This window comes from Pelagibacterium sp. (assembly GCF_965249125.1).
Classification (GTDB): Bacteria; Pseudomonadota; Alphaproteobacteria; order Rhizobiales; family Devosiaceae; genus Pelagibacterium.
Genome location: NZ_OZ252217.1, coordinates 3481669 through 3496524 on the forward strand (window position 1 = coordinate 3481669; position 14856 = coordinate 3496524).

At 60.4% G+C, this 14856-nt stretch carries 19 protein-coding genes; 10 read left to right on the top strand and 9 right to left on the bottom strand.

All coding sequences use genetic code 11. The annotated features are described in order from the left end of the window. Window position 1: 1 nt before the first annotated feature. From ACP148_RS16905 to ACP148_RS16920, 4 genes are all read right to left on the bottom strand, one after another. Window positions 2-754, bottom strand: a complete 753-nt coding sequence (locus ACP148_RS16905) for an ABC transporter permease (RefSeq protein WP_421951807.1) — start codon at window positions 752-754, stop codon at window positions 2-4. Window positions 755-757: 3 nt separating this feature from the next. After that, window positions 758-1570 (bottom strand): ABC transporter ATP-binding protein, encoded by an 813-nt coding sequence (locus tag ACP148_RS16910; protein ID WP_421951806.1) that lies wholly within the window; start codon window positions 1568-1570, stop codon window positions 758-760. Continuing rightward, a complete protein-coding gene (locus ACP148_RS16915; RefSeq protein WP_421951805.1) occupies window positions 1567-2394 on the bottom strand; it encodes an ABC transporter permease in 828 nt (275 codons plus the stop codon). The genes ACP148_RS16910 and ACP148_RS16915 overlap by 4 nt, the downstream gene beginning before the upstream one ends. Window positions 2395-2465: 71 nt before the next feature. Continuing rightward, window positions 2466-3449, bottom strand: coding sequence for an ABC transporter substrate-binding protein (locus tag ACP148_RS16920; RefSeq protein WP_421951804.1), 984 nt, complete (start codon window positions 3447-3449; stop codon window positions 2466-2468). A gap of 307 nt (window positions 3450-3756) precedes the next feature. Between ACP148_RS16920 and ACP148_RS16925 the strand changes: the two genes are divergently transcribed. Together ACP148_RS16925 and ACP148_RS16930 are read left to right on the top strand one after the other, a co-directional pair. Then, complete coding sequence (locus tag ACP148_RS16925) at window positions 3757-4461, top strand: FadR/GntR family transcriptional regulator (protein WP_421951803.1); 705 nt, start codon at window positions 3757-3759, stop codon at window positions 4459-4461. A gap of 98 nt (window positions 4462-4559) precedes the next feature. Continuing rightward, a complete protein-coding gene (locus ACP148_RS16930) occupies window positions 4560-5300 on the top strand; it encodes a sulfite exporter TauE/SafE family protein (RefSeq protein ID WP_421951802.1) in 741 nt (246 codons plus the stop codon). 66 nt (window positions 5301-5366) lie between these two features. Here ACP148_RS16930 and acnA read toward each other — a convergent pair whose 3' ends face one another. Then, window positions 5367-8132 (bottom strand): aconitate hydratase AcnA, encoded by a 2766-nt coding sequence (gene acnA, locus ACP148_RS16935; protein ID WP_425033586.1) that lies wholly within the window; start codon window positions 8130-8132, stop codon window positions 5367-5369. A gap of 219 nt (window positions 8133-8351) precedes the next feature. On the opposite strand from acnA, the gene ccmA reads away from it, so the two are divergent. The 5 genes from ccmA to ACP148_RS16960 are packed head-to-tail and all read left to right on the top strand — an operon-like array spanning window position 8352 to window position 11132. Next, complete coding sequence (gene ccmA / locus ACP148_RS16940; protein ID WP_425033587.1) at window positions 8352-8996, top strand: heme ABC exporter ATP-binding protein CcmA; 645 nt, start codon at window positions 8352-8354, stop codon at window positions 8994-8996. After that, window positions 8993-9655: a heme exporter protein CcmB gene (gene ccmB, locus ACP148_RS16945; protein ID WP_425033588.1), complete on the top strand. Its 663-nt coding sequence runs from the start codon at window positions 8993-8995 to the stop codon at window positions 9653-9655. The genes ccmA and ccmB overlap by 4 nt, the downstream gene beginning before the upstream one ends. Further along, the gene (locus ACP148_RS16950; protein WP_425033589.1) at window positions 9656-10426 is read left to right on the top strand and encodes a heme ABC transporter permease; all 771 of its coding nucleotides are present in this window, start codon (window positions 9656-9658) and stop codon (window positions 10424-10426) included. Further along, a complete protein-coding gene (gene ccmD / locus ACP148_RS16955) occupies window positions 10423-10584 on the top strand; it encodes a heme exporter protein CcmD (protein WP_425033590.1) in 162 nt (53 codons plus the stop codon). Before ACP148_RS16950 ends, ccmD begins: the two co-directional genes overlap by 4 nt. Beyond that, on the top strand, window positions 10581-11132 hold the full coding sequence (locus tag ACP148_RS16960; RefSeq protein ID WP_425033591.1) for a DsbE family thiol:disulfide interchange protein: 552 nt from the start codon (window positions 10581-10583) through the stop codon (window positions 11130-11132). Before ccmD ends, ACP148_RS16960 begins: the two co-directional genes overlap by 4 nt. Here ACP148_RS16960 and ACP148_RS16965 read toward each other — a convergent pair. Both ACP148_RS16965 and ACP148_RS16970 read right to left on the bottom strand, forming a co-directional pair. Next, the gene (locus ACP148_RS16965) at window positions 11129-11323 is read right to left on the bottom strand and encodes a hypothetical protein (RefSeq protein ID WP_425033592.1); all 195 of its coding nucleotides are present in this window, start codon (window positions 11321-11323) and stop codon (window positions 11129-11131) included. The genes ACP148_RS16960 and ACP148_RS16965 overlap by 4 nt on opposite strands. Before the next feature lie 229 nt (window positions 11324-11552). Next, a complete protein-coding gene (locus tag ACP148_RS16970; RefSeq protein ID WP_425033593.1) occupies window positions 11553-12005 on the bottom strand; it encodes a MarR family winged helix-turn-helix transcriptional regulator in 453 nt (150 codons plus the stop codon). A gap of 80 nt (window positions 12006-12085) precedes the next feature. Between ACP148_RS16970 and ACP148_RS16975 the strand changes: the two genes are divergently transcribed. Together ACP148_RS16975 and ACP148_RS16980 are read left to right on the top strand one after the other, a co-directional pair. Then, window positions 12086-12493 carry a VOC family protein gene (locus ACP148_RS16975; RefSeq protein WP_425033594.1) on the top strand — a complete coding sequence of 136 codons (408 nt, stop codon included), beginning with the start codon at window positions 12086-12088 and terminating at the stop codon, window positions 12491-12493. Between the two features lie 4 nt (window positions 12494-12497). After that, entirely contained in the window at window positions 12498-12746 is a 249-nt protein-coding gene (locus tag ACP148_RS16980; RefSeq protein ID WP_425033595.1) for a YdeI/OmpD-associated family protein, read from the top strand. Here the strand turns inward: ACP148_RS16980 and ACP148_RS16985 are convergent. Beyond that, window positions 12737-12946, bottom strand: coding sequence for a DUF1737 domain-containing protein (locus ACP148_RS16985; protein ID WP_425033596.1), 210 nt, complete (start codon window positions 12944-12946; stop codon window positions 12737-12739). The genes ACP148_RS16980 and ACP148_RS16985 overlap by 10 nt on opposite strands. 207 nt (window positions 12947-13153) lie before the next feature. Here ACP148_RS16985 and ACP148_RS16990 point away from each other — a divergent pair, with 207 nt between their 5' ends. Next, window positions 13154-13798: a carbonic anhydrase gene (locus ACP148_RS16990; protein ID WP_425033597.1), complete on the top strand. Its 645-nt coding sequence runs from the start codon at window positions 13154-13156 to the stop codon at window positions 13796-13798. A 157-nt stretch (window positions 13799-13955) separates the two neighbouring features. Here ACP148_RS16990 and ACP148_RS16995 read toward each other — a convergent pair whose 3' ends face one another. Continuing rightward, window positions 13956-14840, bottom strand: coding sequence for an EamA family transporter (locus ACP148_RS16995; protein WP_425033598.1), 885 nt, complete (start codon window positions 14838-14840; stop codon window positions 13956-13958). Window positions 14841-14856 lie beyond the last annotated feature (16 nt).

Here is a 14856-nt window from a genome sequence, read left to right on the forward strand (position 1 = left end):
TTCAACTCCTAACGTGTGCGTAGTATTCGATGCGCTTTTCCAGCCGGCCGATCAGGTCCGCCATAGTCAGTGCAAAGGTGAATAGAAGGACGATCAGGGCCCAAAAATGGGACATGAGGAAGTTTTGCTGGTAGAGCGCGAACAGGGCGCCGACCCCGATGATCGACACCAGAAGCTGGCCGATGACGACGCCCTTGACGCCACGCACCATGCCCAGCCGGATGCCGGCGAGGATTTCGGGCAACGCGGCCAGAAGGACGATCCTGGCCCGCTCAAACCGGTTGGCGCCGAACGAATGGGACATCTCGATCAGCGACGGGGAGATGTTCTGCACGCCGGCCCTTGTGTCGAGCACGATGATCCAGACGGCAAACATGAAGACGGTGACGACGACGGTCGGCGTACCCAATCCAAAAAGGATCATGAAGATCGGGACCAGTGCCGAAAGGGGTGCCGACAGGAAGACGTTGACCCACATGTTGAGCATGTCGTCGATCGGCTTGAACAGTCCCATGAGGATACCGATCGTGATACCGACGACCAGCGCCAGGCCCATGCCCATCGCGTAGCAGGAGAGGGTGATCCAGACCGCATTGCCAAAGCTGCGCGAGGTCACCACCTCGCCCATGGCCATCAGCACCGACGAGAAGGGCGGGAAAAGCATGAGCAGGTCGAACTGCCCCACGATTTCCCAGACCACGAGCCAGACGATAAGTGCCGCCATCTTGGGGAGTTTGAATCCATTGATCGTCATGGTTTACTCCACATATTTCTTGATGCCGTGCCAGATGCTCTCGACAGTTTCGAGATAGACCTCGTTGCGGCGCAGTTCATCGGGACCGATATCGCCCGGAATGTCGGGATCGATGATCTCGGACACCCGACCAGGGCGCGGCGAGAGCAAAATGATGCGGTCGGAAACATAGACCGCTTCCTCGATGGAATGGGTCACGAAGATGAAGGTCTTTTTCTCCACCTCACGCAGTCGGATCAGATCTTCCTGAAACTTGCGCCGTGTCTGCTCGTCGACGGCCGAGAACGGTTCGTCCATCAGCAGGACATCGGCGTTAACCGAAAGCGCGCGGGCCAGCCCCACCCGTTGGCGCATGCCGCCAGAAAGCTGGTGGGGATAGCTTTTCTGGAAGCCATCGAGCCCGACTTCCCGCACATAATGGTTGGCGATTTCCTCACGCTCGGATTTTCCCATCCCCTGCATCTTGAGGCCGAACGCAGCATTGTCGAGAACGCTGGCCCAGGGCAGCAGCGCGAAATCCTGAAACACGAAAGCGCGCTCGGGGCCCGGGCCGGAAATCTTTTTGCCGTTGACCAGCACTTCCCCCTGGGTTGCCGGCAAAAGCCCGGCAATGATTTTGAGCAGCGTGGTCTTCCCGCACCCGGAGGGACCGAGAAGGCTGGTGAGCTGGCCGGCCCGGAAATCGAGATTGATGTCCTTGAGGGCCACGACCTCGGTGCCGTAGATTTTCGAGATGTTTCTGACTTCGATGATCTTGTTGGACGCGCCCACGGGGCTGGCTCCTTTTTCAATCATATCGGGGGTCGCGATTTTCATTTCACACTCCGTTTTTCCGGGCGGAACAGCAGGGTTTCGACCCATTGCAGCAGGCCCACGGCGATCACCGCGAACAACACGATGGAAGCGATTGTCGCGTACATATGGGCAAAATTGGCCACCGAACGGTGGAAGGTGATGAGGTCGCCGATGCCGGTGGGGGTAATCAACAATTCGGCGAGCACGACGCCGGAAAAGCCTTCGGCGACGCCAAGGCGCAACCCGGCAAACATCATGGGACTGGCTGCGGGAATCACCACGTACCAGATCTGCTGGCGCCGGGTGCCCATGAACGAATGGCACATGGACACCAGAGATCCGGGAACGTTTCGTACGGCCTTGTAGGAATTGATGGTGATAACCGGCATGGCGAGCATGACGACAGCGACGACCTTGGCCGTCAGGCTGATCCCGTAGATAAAGGTCACAAGCGGGATCAACGCCGCCATGGGCGCCGCCTGCATGACGATGAATATCGGCAGCGCCAGCCATTCCACGTCTTCACGCAGGCCCATGGCAACGCCCATGGTGACCCCGACGAGCAACGAGAAGGCAAGCCCTATGAGCAGCGGCTCGAGGGTGCGCAGATAGGCCATGCCCATCGAGCCGTCCACGACCATTTCCCAAAAGGCAGATATGGTGGCCGAAAAGGTCGGGAAGGAAAAATTGAAGCCTGATCGGCCTGCAATTTCCCAGGCCAGAGCGAAAAGGGCTACCGAGAGCACCTTCCAGATCAGCGGAATCCCGGCCAGGCGTGAGGCGAAACCGGGTGCATCTGTTCGATTGTGCAGCAAGGCCGCGTCGGCGGTGTTCAGTGTGGACATGATTGTACCTGGATATGTTTAACCGATCAGATCGCGTGGGGCATTTCGTCCCCACGCGCTCATCCCCCTAACTACTGGCGGGCAGCGTCCAGGGCGCTGAAGTCCCAGTACATCGAGGCATCAACATTTTCGCCAGGCGCTTCGACCTGGCCGGCCGCCGAAAGGAAGGCGAGATCGTCAAGGACGTCCTCGGGCGTGCCGCCGCCAAGCGGCAATACGCCGCCTTCGGCCGCTTCGGTATAGAACTGCTCGATGTCGCCGGCAGCTTCGGCTGGGAGATCGGGCAGCAGGTCGTATTGCGTCCGCCACTCGGCCACCAGCGAGGGATTTTCGTTGATGTCTTCCCAGGTGCCGATCAGTTCCTCGACAAACACCGCCAGGTCCTCCGTGCGGCTTTCGAGGAAGCTGGTGTTAGCGTAGAGCGCTTCGTCGGTGGCATTAACGCCCTCGACGGGAAGTTGCATGAACTTGCCGGGTGCCTGATCCTCGAGCAGCCGCATGGAAGCGGCATCAACGATGGTGGCATTGATCGTACCCTGCAACAGCGCGCCGGCCCGCACTTCAGCGCCCGGGACATAGCTGAGGTTCGAGAAGGTGATGCCCTCATTCTGCTCCATGAGCCGCATCAGGGCCTCGGTGCCCGAACCGCGCGAGTGCACGGTGACCTCCTCGCCGTCAAGGTCAGCCCAGCTCGAATAGACCTCAGAATTGACGACTGGGAAGAACAGAAGCGTCGTCATGCGGTAGAACATGCGGATGGGCGCGTTTGAGTTCTGGATGAACGCATAGGGCGCCCCCACGCCGATATCGGCCTGGCCGCCGACGACCGCCTGGGTCGCAACGTCCTCAGAGTTAAAGAAAGTCAGCTCCATGGGCACGCCGCGTTCCTTGGTGCGCTCGATGGCAACGAGCAATCCGAGGCTCTCGACGCTGGCGATGTCGCCCATAGCCACTCGTATGGGCGCATTTTGAGCCAGAGCCGGTGCGGCGCCGAGCGAAATGCTCAGAGCGACTGCGGCGCTGGTCATGGTGAACAGTCTGCGCGTGATCTTCATAAGTTTCTCCTCCCTTGTGAAAATCGGTCTCCAGATAAGGATGCGGCCCTCCTTGCTGCAACCAAATCGAGAATGGTTGAATATTTTCACGTAATTGGTTTAACGTCAATCTCCGCGACGTTGATGGAGATGACGGCGACTTGTAGCTCTTAACCTATTGAAAACATGGAGATATGGCCGTGTTGCAGGCGAAAGAGCGGATCGGAAGCGTAGAACAGATCATAAAATTGGCTGCGAAAAATGGATTGACTTGCCGAAATTATCCGACTTAGGTATCAAACCAATTCAAATTGGTTGCGGGGTGACGATGGCTGACGATACACAGGAAATCGACGAGGGGAACGGCGCAACGCTGGTTCAACTACGCGCCTGGCTGACGCGCCATAATTTTCCGCCCGATACCAGACTCCCGGCGGAGCGGGAACTTTCCGAGCAGCTTGGCGTCTCGCGGGCCGATCTGCGCAAGGCACTGGCGACGCTTGAGGCGGAGGGCCAGCTCTGGCGCCATGTGGGCAAGGGCACTTTTACCGGCAGCCGGGCTATCGAAGTGCTCAGTCTTGCGGAGATCGACCGGGAAACCAATCCCGCCGAAGTCATGCGCACAAGGTTGCTCATCGAGCCGATCATCGCGCGGGAGGCTGCGCTCAACGCAACCTCGCGCCATGTCGAAGCGATGCATCGCTGTATTCAGCGAACGCACCGGGCCGGAACGTGGCGGCAGTATGAAGCGGCTGACAACGAATTTCACCGGTGCATAGCCGAGGCGACCGACAATCGCTTGCTTCTGGCGCTTTTCGATGCGCTCAACGCGGTGCGGCGCGCGGTGGTCTGGGGATTGTTGCGCTCCAGTTCGGACCGCCCTCCCCAGGATCACCATTCGTTTGCCGAACACGACCAGATTATCGCAGCAATCGAGCAGCGCGATCTCGATGGAGCCAGCCGCGCCATGTATCAGCATCTGCGTCAGGTCGAGCGGCATTTGATGGAAGCCCCCGAGGTCCGGTCGCGCTGAGGAGCGAATACCGGCTCAAAGGTTTGATTGTCTTGGTCGGCCAACTGGTCTAGCAAGGGGCTTCCTTTTGCCCGTCCCGCCTTCGGCCTCGCTTTCCCATGGATTTCATTACACTCGCCATCATCTTTGCTGCGGTCGGCGCCGGTGCCATCTCCAAGGGTGCAACCGGGATGGGCATGCCGCTCATTGCGATCCCGTTTCTCGCGGCGACCTTCGGGCTGCAGCACGCCGTTGCGGTGCTGCTCATTCCCATTCTGGTTTCCAACGCCTCGCAGCTTTATCGTTTTCGGCACGCACGGCACGACGATCGGCTGGGGTTCCTTGGTCCGATGCTGGCGCTTTGCGTCGTCGGGGTGATCGGGGGGACATGGTTCCTGACGGCGACCCCTGAACGTGGTCTGGCATTGACGCTGGGTGTATTGCTGCTCGGCTATCTGGCGCTGCGGCTGCTCAAGCCCCATTTTACTGTTGGTCCGGAAGCGGCCAAACGCTGGGCCATGCCGGCCGGCTTGGGTGCTGGTCTGTTGCACGGCGCGACGGGGATCTCCGCCCCGATCGGGGTGACCTTCATCCACGCCATGCGGTTCGGACGCGACGCGCATGTCTATGCGGTTTCGGCGATGTTTATGGTGCTTGCTGTTGTGCAGGCGCCATCGCTGTGGATTGCCGGTGTGCTGCGTCCCGAATGGCTTTTGCAGGGGTTGTTTGCGCTGATCCCGACATTCCTGTTCATGCCGGTGGGGCAATGGCTTTCGGGCAAACTCAGCCAGGCTGCGTTCGATAAAATGATTCTGATCTTTCTCGGTGTCATCGGGCTCAAGATGGTGCTGGGCATTTAGCCTTCCCGATCTCGGGCAATAAAAAAGGCGGCCATGGGCCGCCTTTCTCGTTTCGTGCAAAGCCTATTATGCGGCGACGAGATTGCGCAACACATATTGCAGGATGCCGCCGTGGCGGTAGTATTCGAGCTCGTCCAGCGTATCGATGCGCAGCAGAACGGGCACGATTTCCTTGCGGCCGTCACCAAAGGTGATGTCGAGTTCGAGGGTCTGGCGCGGTTCGATTTCGCTCAGCCCGCGGATCGAGACGGTCTCGTCGCCCTTGATGCCGAGCGACTGCCAGGAAACGCCTTCGTTAAAGACCAGTGGCAGGACGCCCATGCCGACCAGGTTCGAGCGGTGAATACGCTCAAAGCTCTGGGCGACTACGGCGCGAACGCCGAGAAGGGTCGTTCCCTTGGCCGCCCAGTCGCGTGACGAGCCCGTGCCATATTCCTTGCCGGCAAAAATCACCAGAGGCGTGCCCTGGGCCTTGTATTCCATGGCCGCGTCATAGATCGGCACCACTTCGCCCGACGGTGACTTGGTAAAGCCGCCTTCAACACCATCGAGCATCTGGTTCTTGATGCGGATATTGGCGAAAGTGCCGCGCATCATCACTTCATGGTTGCCCCGGCGTGCGCCGAACGAGTTGAAATCGATCGGCTTGACCTGGCGATCCATCAGATATTTGCCGGCGGGCGTGCCGGACTTGAACGAGCCGGCCGGGGAGATGTGGTCGGTGGTGATGGAATCAAGGAAGATCGACAGAACGCGGGCGTTCTCGATGTCGGTCACCGGCTTGGGATCTATGGTCATGCCCTCGAAATAGGGAGGGTTCTGAACATAGGTGGACGATGAGCTCCACTTGTAGGTTTCCCCGCCGTCGACCTTGATTTCCTGCCAACGCTTGTCGCCCTTGAACACATCGCCATAGCGGCGCTTGAACATGTCGACGGAAATTGCGGAGCGCAGAACTTCGGCGACTTCGGTCGATGCGGGCCAGATATCCTTGAGATAGACAGGCTGTCCGTCCGACCCGTTGCCGAGCGGCTGGGTGGTGATGTCGCCGGTCATCTTGCCCAGCAGTGAATAGGCGACGACCAGCGGGGGAGAAGCGAGGTAGTTGGCCCGCACGTCAGGATTGACGCGGCCTTCGAAATTGCGATTGCCCGAGAGCACCGATACGGCAACCAGATCGTTGTCGTTGATGGTCTTGGAGATGTTTTCGTCCAGCGGTCCGGAATTGCCGATGCAGGTGGTACAGCCATAACCGACCGTGTTGAAGCCCATGGCGTCAAGGTCTTCCTGCAGGCCGGACTTTTCGAGATATTCGGTCACGACCTGGCTGCCGGGAGCCAGCGAAGTCTTGACCCAGGGTTGGGGCCTGAGACCCTTTTCGCGGGCCTTGCGTGCCACCAGACCGGCGGCGATGAGCACCGAGGGGTTGGACGTGTTGGTGCAGGATGTGATTGCGGCAATTACCACGTCGCCATCGGCAATCCGGTAGTCCGCGCCGTTCACCGCATAGCCGTGGTTCTCGTTGTCTTCAGGCGTGTCGTGAACGCCGGTGGCACCTTCGTCCATATAGCGCGAATCGCCCTTGGATTCTGGCTCGGGCGAAGTTTTGCGTCCCCCGGCGATTTCATCGAGTGCCTTGACGAACGCGGTCGAGGCATCGGTCAGGGCAACGCGGTCCTGCGGGCGCTTGGGGCCGGCCAGCGAGGGAACCACTGTTGCCAGATCAAGCTCGAGCGTATCGGTAAAGACCGGATCTTCGTCATTGTCGGCGCGGAACATGCCCTGTTCCTTGGCATAGGCTTCGACCAGCGCCACGCGATCGGGCTCGCGACCGGAATCGTTGAGGTATTTGATGGTTTCCCTGTCGATCGGGAAGAAACCGCAGGTCGCGCCATATTCGGGCGCCATGTTGGCGATCGTTGCCTTGTCTTCGAGCGAGAGGTTGGACAGGCCCGCTCCGAAGAACTCGACGAACTTGCCGACAACGCCCTTCTTGCGCAGCATTTCGACGACGTGCAGCACGAGGTCGGTCGCGGTGGTGCCTTCGGGCAGTTTTCCGGTGAATTTGAAACCGATCACTTCGGGGATCAGCATGGAGATCGGCTGGCCAAGCATAGCCGCTTCGGCCTCGATGCCGCCAACGCCCCAGCCCAGGACGGCCATGCCGTTGACCATGGTGGTGTGGCTGTCGGTGCCGACAAGAGTGTCGGGATAAGCGATTTCTTCGCCGTTTTCCTTTTTGGTCCAGACGGTCTGAGCCAGATATTCGAGGTTCACCTGGTGGCAGATGCCGGTTCCGGGAGGCACGACGCGGAAGTTTTCAAACGCGGATTGACCCCAGCGCAGGAATTCATAGCGTTCGCCATTGCGCTGATATTCTTTTTCGACGTTCTGTTCGAACGCGCCGGGCGTGCCGAAATAGTCGACCATCACCGAGTGATCGATGACCAGATCGACGGGGACCAGAGGATTGATTTTCTGGGGATCGGCGCCGAGCTTTGCGGTGGCATCGCGCATGGCGGCCAGATCGACAACGGCGGGAACGCCTGTAAAGTCCTGCATGAGAACGCGCGCGGGGCGGTAGGAAATTTCATGGCCGGCGCGGCCGCGATCCTCGAGCCAGGCCTTGACCGCCTTGATATCCGCCGCCTTGACGGTGCGGTCATCTTCGAAGCGCAACAGGTTTTCCAGAACGACCTTCAGCGAATGGGGCAGGCGGGAAATGCCATCCAATCCGTTCTTTTCTGCCTCGGCGAGGGAAAAGATCGTATAGGCCTTGTTTCCAACGGTGAGGTTCGTTTTGGTCTTAAAGCTATTGGATGTCTCGGTCACGCGGTCCGCCTTGTCTCAATAGGGTTGCGGGTACCCCCGATTGAGACCGGGCCAAACGGCCAATTTCGCGTCGAAAACGGTGCAACGCTGCAATGGCCACCGGCTCGTCCGGAGGCATGAAGCGAGAAAGCATGATTTCTCCCCCGCCTTTTTCGCCCTCTCTATAATGAATCCAATTTGCACTTGCCAGCCCGGACTTTGGTTCAATAGAGCTTTGGCATGATCATTGAAGGGCTTTCCCGCATGCCGGAAACTGGCCTTGGCGTTAACGCCCTGTCGCTGAGCCGGGGCGGGCGGGCCATTCTGACAGAGTTGAGCTTTTCGCTGGAAGCGGGGACCGCCCTTATGCTGCGGGGCCCGAACGGGGCCGGCAAAAGCACATTGCTGATGGCCCTGGCCGGGCTTTTGGATCCGGTAGCGGGGCGCATTGAGTATCTGCAATCTGATCCCGAGGCGCCGACATACGGGCATTTGCACTATGTCGCGCATGCGCCGGCCATTAAGGCGGGGCTCAGCGTTGCTGAAAATCTAAGGTTCTGGGCCGATGTGCTCGATGAAAAGCCGGCAGATGTCGAGGCGGCCCTGTCTCAGGCCGGGCTGGGGGAATTGGGTAGTATCGATGCAGGCCTCCTTTCGGCCGGCCAGACCCGGCGCCTGGCATTGGCGCGTCTCATCGCCGTGCGGCGACCGCTTTGGCTGCTCGATGAGCCGACCAGCGCGCTCGACACCGCCGGCGCGGCCTGGATCGGTGCGCTGATTTCCAATCATTTGCGACAGGGTGGGCTGGCGGTCATCGCCACTCATCTCGATATCGCCGTTGACGGCAATGTGAAGACACTCCAGCTGGGCGGGTCGGCGCAATGAAGGCGCTGGGCGCAATCATCGTTCGCGATCTCCGCTTGGGTCTGCGCCAGGGTGGGGACCTTCTGACCCTGGTGCTGTTCTTCGTCATCGTGGGCGTGTTGATGCCGTTTGCGGTTGGCCCGGACCGCCCCCTTCTCGCTCAACTCGCGCCGGCCATCATCTGGGTCGCTGCGCTTCTGGCGCAGCTTTTGTCCAATGAGCGCCTGTTTCGCAGCGATTTCGACGATGGAAGCCTTGCCGTTTTCCGGCACGCTATGATTGCGCTCGAGGTGGTTGTTGCCGCCAAACTTTTCGCGCACTGGCTGCTCACCGGACTGCCGTTGATCGTTGCAATGCCCGTTCTGGCCCTGATGCTGGGGCTCGATGGGCAGGGGTTCTGGCTGGCTGTTTTTTCGCTCGCGCTCGGCACGCCTGCACTGGCCGCTTTCGGCGCGATCGGCGCCGCTGTGACAGTTGGCCTCAAGCGCGGAGGGCTGGTTGCACCGGTTCTTGTCTTGCCGCTGAGCCTGCCAGTGCTTATTTTCGGTGCCGGTGCGTTCGACGTGGCGCGGCTGGGCGGATCGTCCCAGGCTTTGCTGCTGCTCGGTGCGCTCAGTCTTTTAAGCGTAACGCTTGCGCCGTTCGCCGCGGCACTGGCGCTGAGGATTTCCGGGGAATAGATGGTTCAGACCCAGCCCAAACCCGCCGAGCCGGGATGGTTCACCCGCATCGCCCATCCGGGGATGTTCATGGGGTGGTCGCGCCATCTTGTTTTGCCACTTTCGGTCGTCACGGTGCTGGCTTTTGTCGTGGGCCTGTATTTTTCGTTCCTTGGCTCGCCCGCCGATTATCAGATGGGCGATACGGTGCGCATGATGTATGTGCACGTGCCCAGCGCATGGCTCAGCCAGTTCTGTTACGCGGTCATGTTCTGTTCGGCCATCGGAACGCTGGTCTGGCGCCATCCCATGGCCGATGTCAGCCAGAAGGCTGCCGTCCCGCTGGGTGCCGCTTTTACCGCGCTGGCCCTTTTCACGGGGGCGATGTGGGGCCGGCCCACCTGGGGCACGTTCTGGGAATGGGACGGGCGGATGACCTCGACGCTGGTCCTGCTCTTCATTTATCTGGGACTGATCGCTCTATGGCGGGCGTTCGATGATCAGCTCAAGGCGGCGCGCATCGTTGCGGTGCTGACGCTGGTGGGTGCCATCAATATTCCGATCATCAAGTTCTCGGTCGATTGGTGGCAGACCCTGCACCAGCCCGCATCCGTGTTCAGGACCGATGGCCCGACCGTTGATAGTGCGATCCTCATCCCGCTGCTGGTCATGACGCTGGCGTTTTCGCTTCTGTTTCTGACGCTGCATCTGGTGCGCATGCGCACCGAGATCACCAAACGCCGCATAAGATCGCTGGAACTGGCGCGGGCCCGCGCGGGAGAGCAGGCATGATCGACCTTGGTCAGCATTGGGAATTTATCGCCGCAGCTTATGCCGGAACGATCGTCGTTGTCGGTGGGCTGATCGGCTGGACGGTGTTTTCCGCTCGCGCGGCAAAGACGCGGGTGGAGGTGCTCGAAACAGCGCGACGGGCGCGCAGGCAGCAATGAAACCATCAGTAAGGATCGGGCTGGCGGTCTTGCCGCTTATTGTCCTTGCAGCCCTGCTTGGCGTTTTTGCCTCGCAGATGGGACGCTCGACGAGTTTCGTGCCGTCGGCGCTCATCGACAAGCCGGTGCCCGAATTCGACCTTCCTCCTGTCGAGGGGCACGATCAGCCCGGATTTGCCACAGCCGATCTGGCCGGCAATGGCGTTGTGGTCGTCAATGTCTTTGCGTCCTGGTGCGTGCCGTGCCGCGCCGAGCATCCGTTTCTGATGGATCTGGCCGACAAGCCGGTGCAAATCTATGGGCTCAACTATGACGACCCGGCGGAAAATGTCAGGGCGTTTCTCGACGAGCTAGGCAATCCCTACGACCGTATCGGCGCGGATCGGGACCGTCGGGTGGGCATTGAATGGGGCGTTTATGGCGTGCCGGAAACCTTCGTCGTCGACAATGACGGGGTCATCCGGTTCAAGCATGTCGGACCGCTCGACCAGGAGAGCTACGAAAACGTGCTTCTCCCGGCCATCGAAGCGGTGCGCGATCCGGCCTAAGGGGCGCCCAGAAGGCCGCCGCTGACCGAATAGAGCAGATGCGGATTGCTCCAGAGCACCCATGCGCCAACAGCTAGCGCCACGAGCAGCACCAGTCCGAACATTTTCCGCACCAGCGAGAAAACCAGCCAGAAGGCGACAAGAGCGACGCCGCCGATAACGATAAGTGAAAAACTGTCGGTCGGAATCATGGCCTCCTTTAGATCAAATCCGCTTTTCGCTTGCGCTGCCCTTCGGGTCTTCGAATCGCGGACTTGATCTAAGTCCTTGTTTCGCCGCGCTTCCGAACCGAATAAGTGGTGTCCACTTATTCTGGAAGCGCTCGAAATCGTCCTGGCGGGCCCGATTATCCCCGCCAGGGCGGCTTTTTGATGTCAGCATGCGCTCCGCTTTTCTTCGGCAGGTATGCCTGCGCGGGCTTTATCCGTCGGGATGAACCGACTGCGGTCCGACATTGAGCTCTCGCGCCAACGCGCCGGCAACGGCGCGCAATTGCAGCCATTCCTCTTCGCTGAACCCCTTGAGCAGATCGGCCAGAATGGCTTCGCGCGCGCCACAGGCAAGATCGACCGCAGCAAGGCCGGCCGCCGTGACCTCGATGCGACCCGAGCGGCGGTCGTTGCCATCCACCCGGCGTGCGAGCCCCTGGCGAACCAGGCCCTCGACCAGCCGGGAGGCCGTCGGCGCCGAGATTTTTTCCTGTGCCGCAAGACGGCCAACCGTATTGGCCTTCAAAAAATGGATAACCGAAAGCGCCGAAAGCTGCGCCGCGCTGCAACCGGTCTGCCGGTCGGCCGCCTGCAACGCCCTGTCGAGCGGCAGGATGGTGCGATGGAGCAATTGCAGGGCTCGCGCCTTATGAGACTGGGACACGGATTGCTCTTTCATTTAGCATTGCTAACTGTTAGCATGGCTATGTATTACACACCAACGATCAAATCGGAAAATTCACAATGCAGTTTCACCGAGGACGGCTTATCGACCATTTGCACCTGCGGGTCCGCGAACTTGAAAAAAGCCGGAACTTCTATCGAGCCGCACTCGGCGCGCTGGGCCGGGAGTTGACAGTGGAAACCGAGAGGTTTTTCGTTTCCGACGAATTGTTCGTCGATGCCGCCGACACCTATGTGAGCAAGGTCCATTTGGCGTTTCAGACCGACGGCCCCGAAATGGTCAAGGCTTTTCACGCCGCCGCCCTCGCGGCCGGGGGCACCGACAATGGCGCGCCCGGCGAACGACCCTACCATCCGGGCTATTATGCCTGCTTCGTTCTCGACCCCGACGGCAACAATATCGAGGCGGTCTGGCACGGCCCGCACGAGCGCAGCGCGTCATCGGTGACGATCACCGCCAATATGTGAAGTCATGAGCAAAGACACATCACGGCTCAGCCGTCCCATCCAGCCTATGCCCGACGATATAGCGGATCGGCTCGACAGGGCCGGGCTGCGCGCCGCCTATGACGGGCGGCCCGCCTATCAGCGCAATGACTATCTGGGCTGGATCGCCCGCGCCAAACGACCCGCCACGCGGGACAAGCGGACCGTCCAGATGCTGGACGAACTGGAAGCCGGCGGCGTCTATATGGCCATGAAATGGGCCGCTCAGACGTAATCGACGAGTTTTTTATCCGGATCGTAGGGCTGGTCCTCGACCTCTTTTGTCACTGCCTGCCCGCAGCGCATTTTGCCCGTCGCGGCATCGAAGACGTAATGAGGCGCGCCATAAAGCAGCCAGCCTTCCGAGAGGGCTTTGGTGACCTTGTGGCAGAAGGCCGAATCGTCGTCGCCCGACAAAAAGCGGTAGATCATCATGGGATCAACCATCTCCATTGGTATCGGACCGGCACCATAAGGCCCCGGCCGGATCATTTAAATCTCAATCGGACGCAAGTTTCTATTTTGTCGCGAGATCGAACCGAAAAAGTCTGCAACTTTTTCTGATCTCGCTCCGGGCGATTGATCTTGGCCGCGTCAGGGGCTAATCGGCAGGGGCGGATACAGCAAAAAAAGGATGCGAGCATGGCGCAGCACTTCCCCCCCTTTCTGATCGAGGGTTACCGCAACTTCATGTCGGGGCGCTATGCGACCGAGAGCGAGCGCTACAGGAAGCTGGCCGAAGAAGGCCAGAAGCCCACGACCATGGTGATTGCCTGCTGCGATTCGCGTGCCGCGCCGGAAACCATTTTCGATTGCGGGCCGGGCCAGCTTTTCGTCCTGCGCAACGTCGCCAACCTCGTACCGCCCTACGGCCCGGACGCCGCCTATCACGGCACCTCCTCGGCCATCGAATTCGCCATCATTCATCTCAGGGTCGAAAACATCGTGGTCATGGGCCATGGCCGCTGCGGCGGCATTGCCGGGGCCCTGGCCACGGCGGGCGGGCATGCGCCCGAGGGCGCCTTCATCGGCAAATGGCTGACCATGATCGAAGAAGTCGCCGGCAAGGTCGAGGCCAATTCCCTTCTGACCGCCACCGAACAGCAGACCGCGCTGGAACGCATCGTCATCCGCCAGTCGCTGGGCAACCTCATGACCTTCCCCTTCGTCAAGGAGCGCGTCGATGCCGGCGAACTCTCGTTGCACGGGGCATGGTTCGACATTTCCTCAGGCGAACTGTGGACCATGAACGGGGAAAGCGGCGACTTCAAGCGACCCGAACTTTAGCCTGACGGCAAGGTCATCCCTTGCTTACAGCGTCATCCCGGGCTTGACCCGGGACCCAGTAACCGGCAGCGTCAGCGGCTCTTCCTTTGAGGCTGAGTGTACTGGACCCCGGCTCGGGGGCCGGGGTGACCAAGGGGTGGGTGCGGCTGGGTCGGGACTATGCCCCCGGATTGATCGGCACCTGCCTGGAGCGCATCTTCACCACTGTCAGGATCAGCCCGATAAAGATCAGGACGCCGCCGGCCACATCGGCCGCGTAAATCGGTTCGCCCAGGATCAGAACGCCCGACGAAATGCCCGCGATCGGCACCAAAAGGGTGAAGGGCGCGACCGTTGCCGCCGAATGGCGCGAGAGCAGGCCCGACCACATGGTGAACCCGAACAGCGTCGCCGGATAGGCCAGGAATGCAACCAGCATCACCGCGTTCCAGCTCGGCGGATCGATATGGGAAAAGATGGCCGGGCCGCCCTCGAAGGTGAAGGCGAGCGCGAACAGGGGGATCGAGCCGATCAGATTGCCCCAGACCGTGAACGGCAGCATGGGGATCGATCCGGCCAGCTTGGAGACATTGTTGGCAATGCCCCAGGAGAGCGCCGCCAACATCAGAATCGCCAGCGGCAGCAATTGCCCGCCGGTGCCATGCCCCCAGGCGATGACGCCGATGCCGCCGAACGCCACGAGACCGCCCACAATCTGAAGCCGGCGCGGCACCTCGCCGAAAACGAAAAACGCAATAGCGATGGTAAACATCGCCTGCACCTGCAGGGCGAGCGAGGCGAGCGACGCCGAAAGACCCAGAAACAGGGTGAGATTGAGCAGCGCATAAAGCGCGCAGGCCATGAACAGCCCATACAAGGCGACAACAAGCCAGGAAGCTCTGGGGCGGGGAATGAAGAACACCACGGGCACAGCCGCGAAAAAGAACCGCAGCGCCGCCGACAGCAATGGCGGCAATTCGGCGACGCTGAGTTTGATGACGGTGAAATTGAACCCCCAGATCGCAACGACAACGAGGGCGATCAACACGTCGCGCAAAGGCATGGGGGAAACTCGCAAG

What these genes read in the sequence shown, in the direction of transcription:
- ACP148_RS16905 (WP_421951807.1), bottom strand. Translation starts at nt 754, where the DNA reads ATGACGATCAATGGATTCAAACTCCCCAAGATGGCGGCACTTATCGTC.
- ACP148_RS16910 (WP_421951806.1), bottom strand. Translation starts at nt 1,570, where the DNA reads ATGAAAATCGCGACCCCCGATATGATTGAAAAAGGAGCCAGCCCCGTG.
- ACP148_RS16915 (WP_421951805.1), bottom strand. Translation starts at nt 2,394, where the DNA reads ATGTCCACACTGAACACCGCCGACGCGGCCTTGCTGCACAATCGAACA.
- ACP148_RS16920 (WP_421951804.1), bottom strand. Translation starts at nt 3,449, where the DNA reads ATGAAGATCACGCGCAGACTGTTCACCATGACCAGCGCCGCAGTCGCT.
- ACP148_RS16925 (WP_421951803.1), top strand. Translation starts at nt 3,757, where the DNA reads ATGGCTGACGATACACAGGAAATCGACGAGGGGAACGGCGCAACGCTG.
- ACP148_RS16930 (WP_421951802.1), top strand. Translation starts at nt 4,560, where the DNA reads ATGGATTTCATTACACTCGCCATCATCTTTGCTGCGGTCGGCGCCGGT.
- ccmA (WP_425033587.1), top strand. Translation starts at nt 8,352, where the DNA reads ATGATCATTGAAGGGCTTTCCCGCATGCCGGAAACTGGCCTTGGCGTT.
- ccmB (WP_425033588.1), top strand. Translation starts at nt 8,993, where the DNA reads ATGAAGGCGCTGGGCGCAATCATCGTTCGCGATCTCCGCTTGGGTCTG.
- ACP148_RS16950 (WP_425033589.1), top strand. Translation starts at nt 9,656, where the DNA reads ATGGTTCAGACCCAGCCCAAACCCGCCGAGCCGGGATGGTTCACCCGC.
- ccmD (WP_425033590.1), top strand. Translation starts at nt 10,423, where the DNA reads ATGATCGACCTTGGTCAGCATTGGGAATTTATCGCCGCAGCTTATGCC.
- ACP148_RS16960 (WP_425033591.1), top strand. Translation starts at nt 10,581, where the DNA reads ATGAAACCATCAGTAAGGATCGGGCTGGCGGTCTTGCCGCTTATTGTC.
- ACP148_RS16965 (WP_425033592.1), bottom strand. Translation starts at nt 11,323, where the DNA reads ATGATTCCGACCGACAGTTTTTCACTTATCGTTATCGGCGGCGTCGCT.
- ACP148_RS16975 (WP_425033594.1), top strand. Translation starts at nt 12,086, where the DNA reads ATGCAGTTTCACCGAGGACGGCTTATCGACCATTTGCACCTGCGGGTC.
- ACP148_RS16980 (WP_425033595.1), top strand. Translation starts at nt 12,498, where the DNA reads ATGAGCAAAGACACATCACGGCTCAGCCGTCCCATCCAGCCTATGCCC.
- ACP148_RS16985 (WP_425033596.1), bottom strand. Translation starts at nt 12,946, where the DNA reads ATGATGATCTACCGCTTTTTGTCGGGCGACGACGATTCGGCCTTCTGC.
- ACP148_RS16990 (WP_425033597.1), top strand. Translation starts at nt 13,154, where the DNA reads ATGGCGCAGCACTTCCCCCCCTTTCTGATCGAGGGTTACCGCAACTTC.
- ACP148_RS16995 (WP_425033598.1), bottom strand. Translation starts at nt 14,840, where the DNA reads ATGCCTTTGCGCGACGTGTTGATCGCCCTCGTTGTCGTTGCGATCTGG.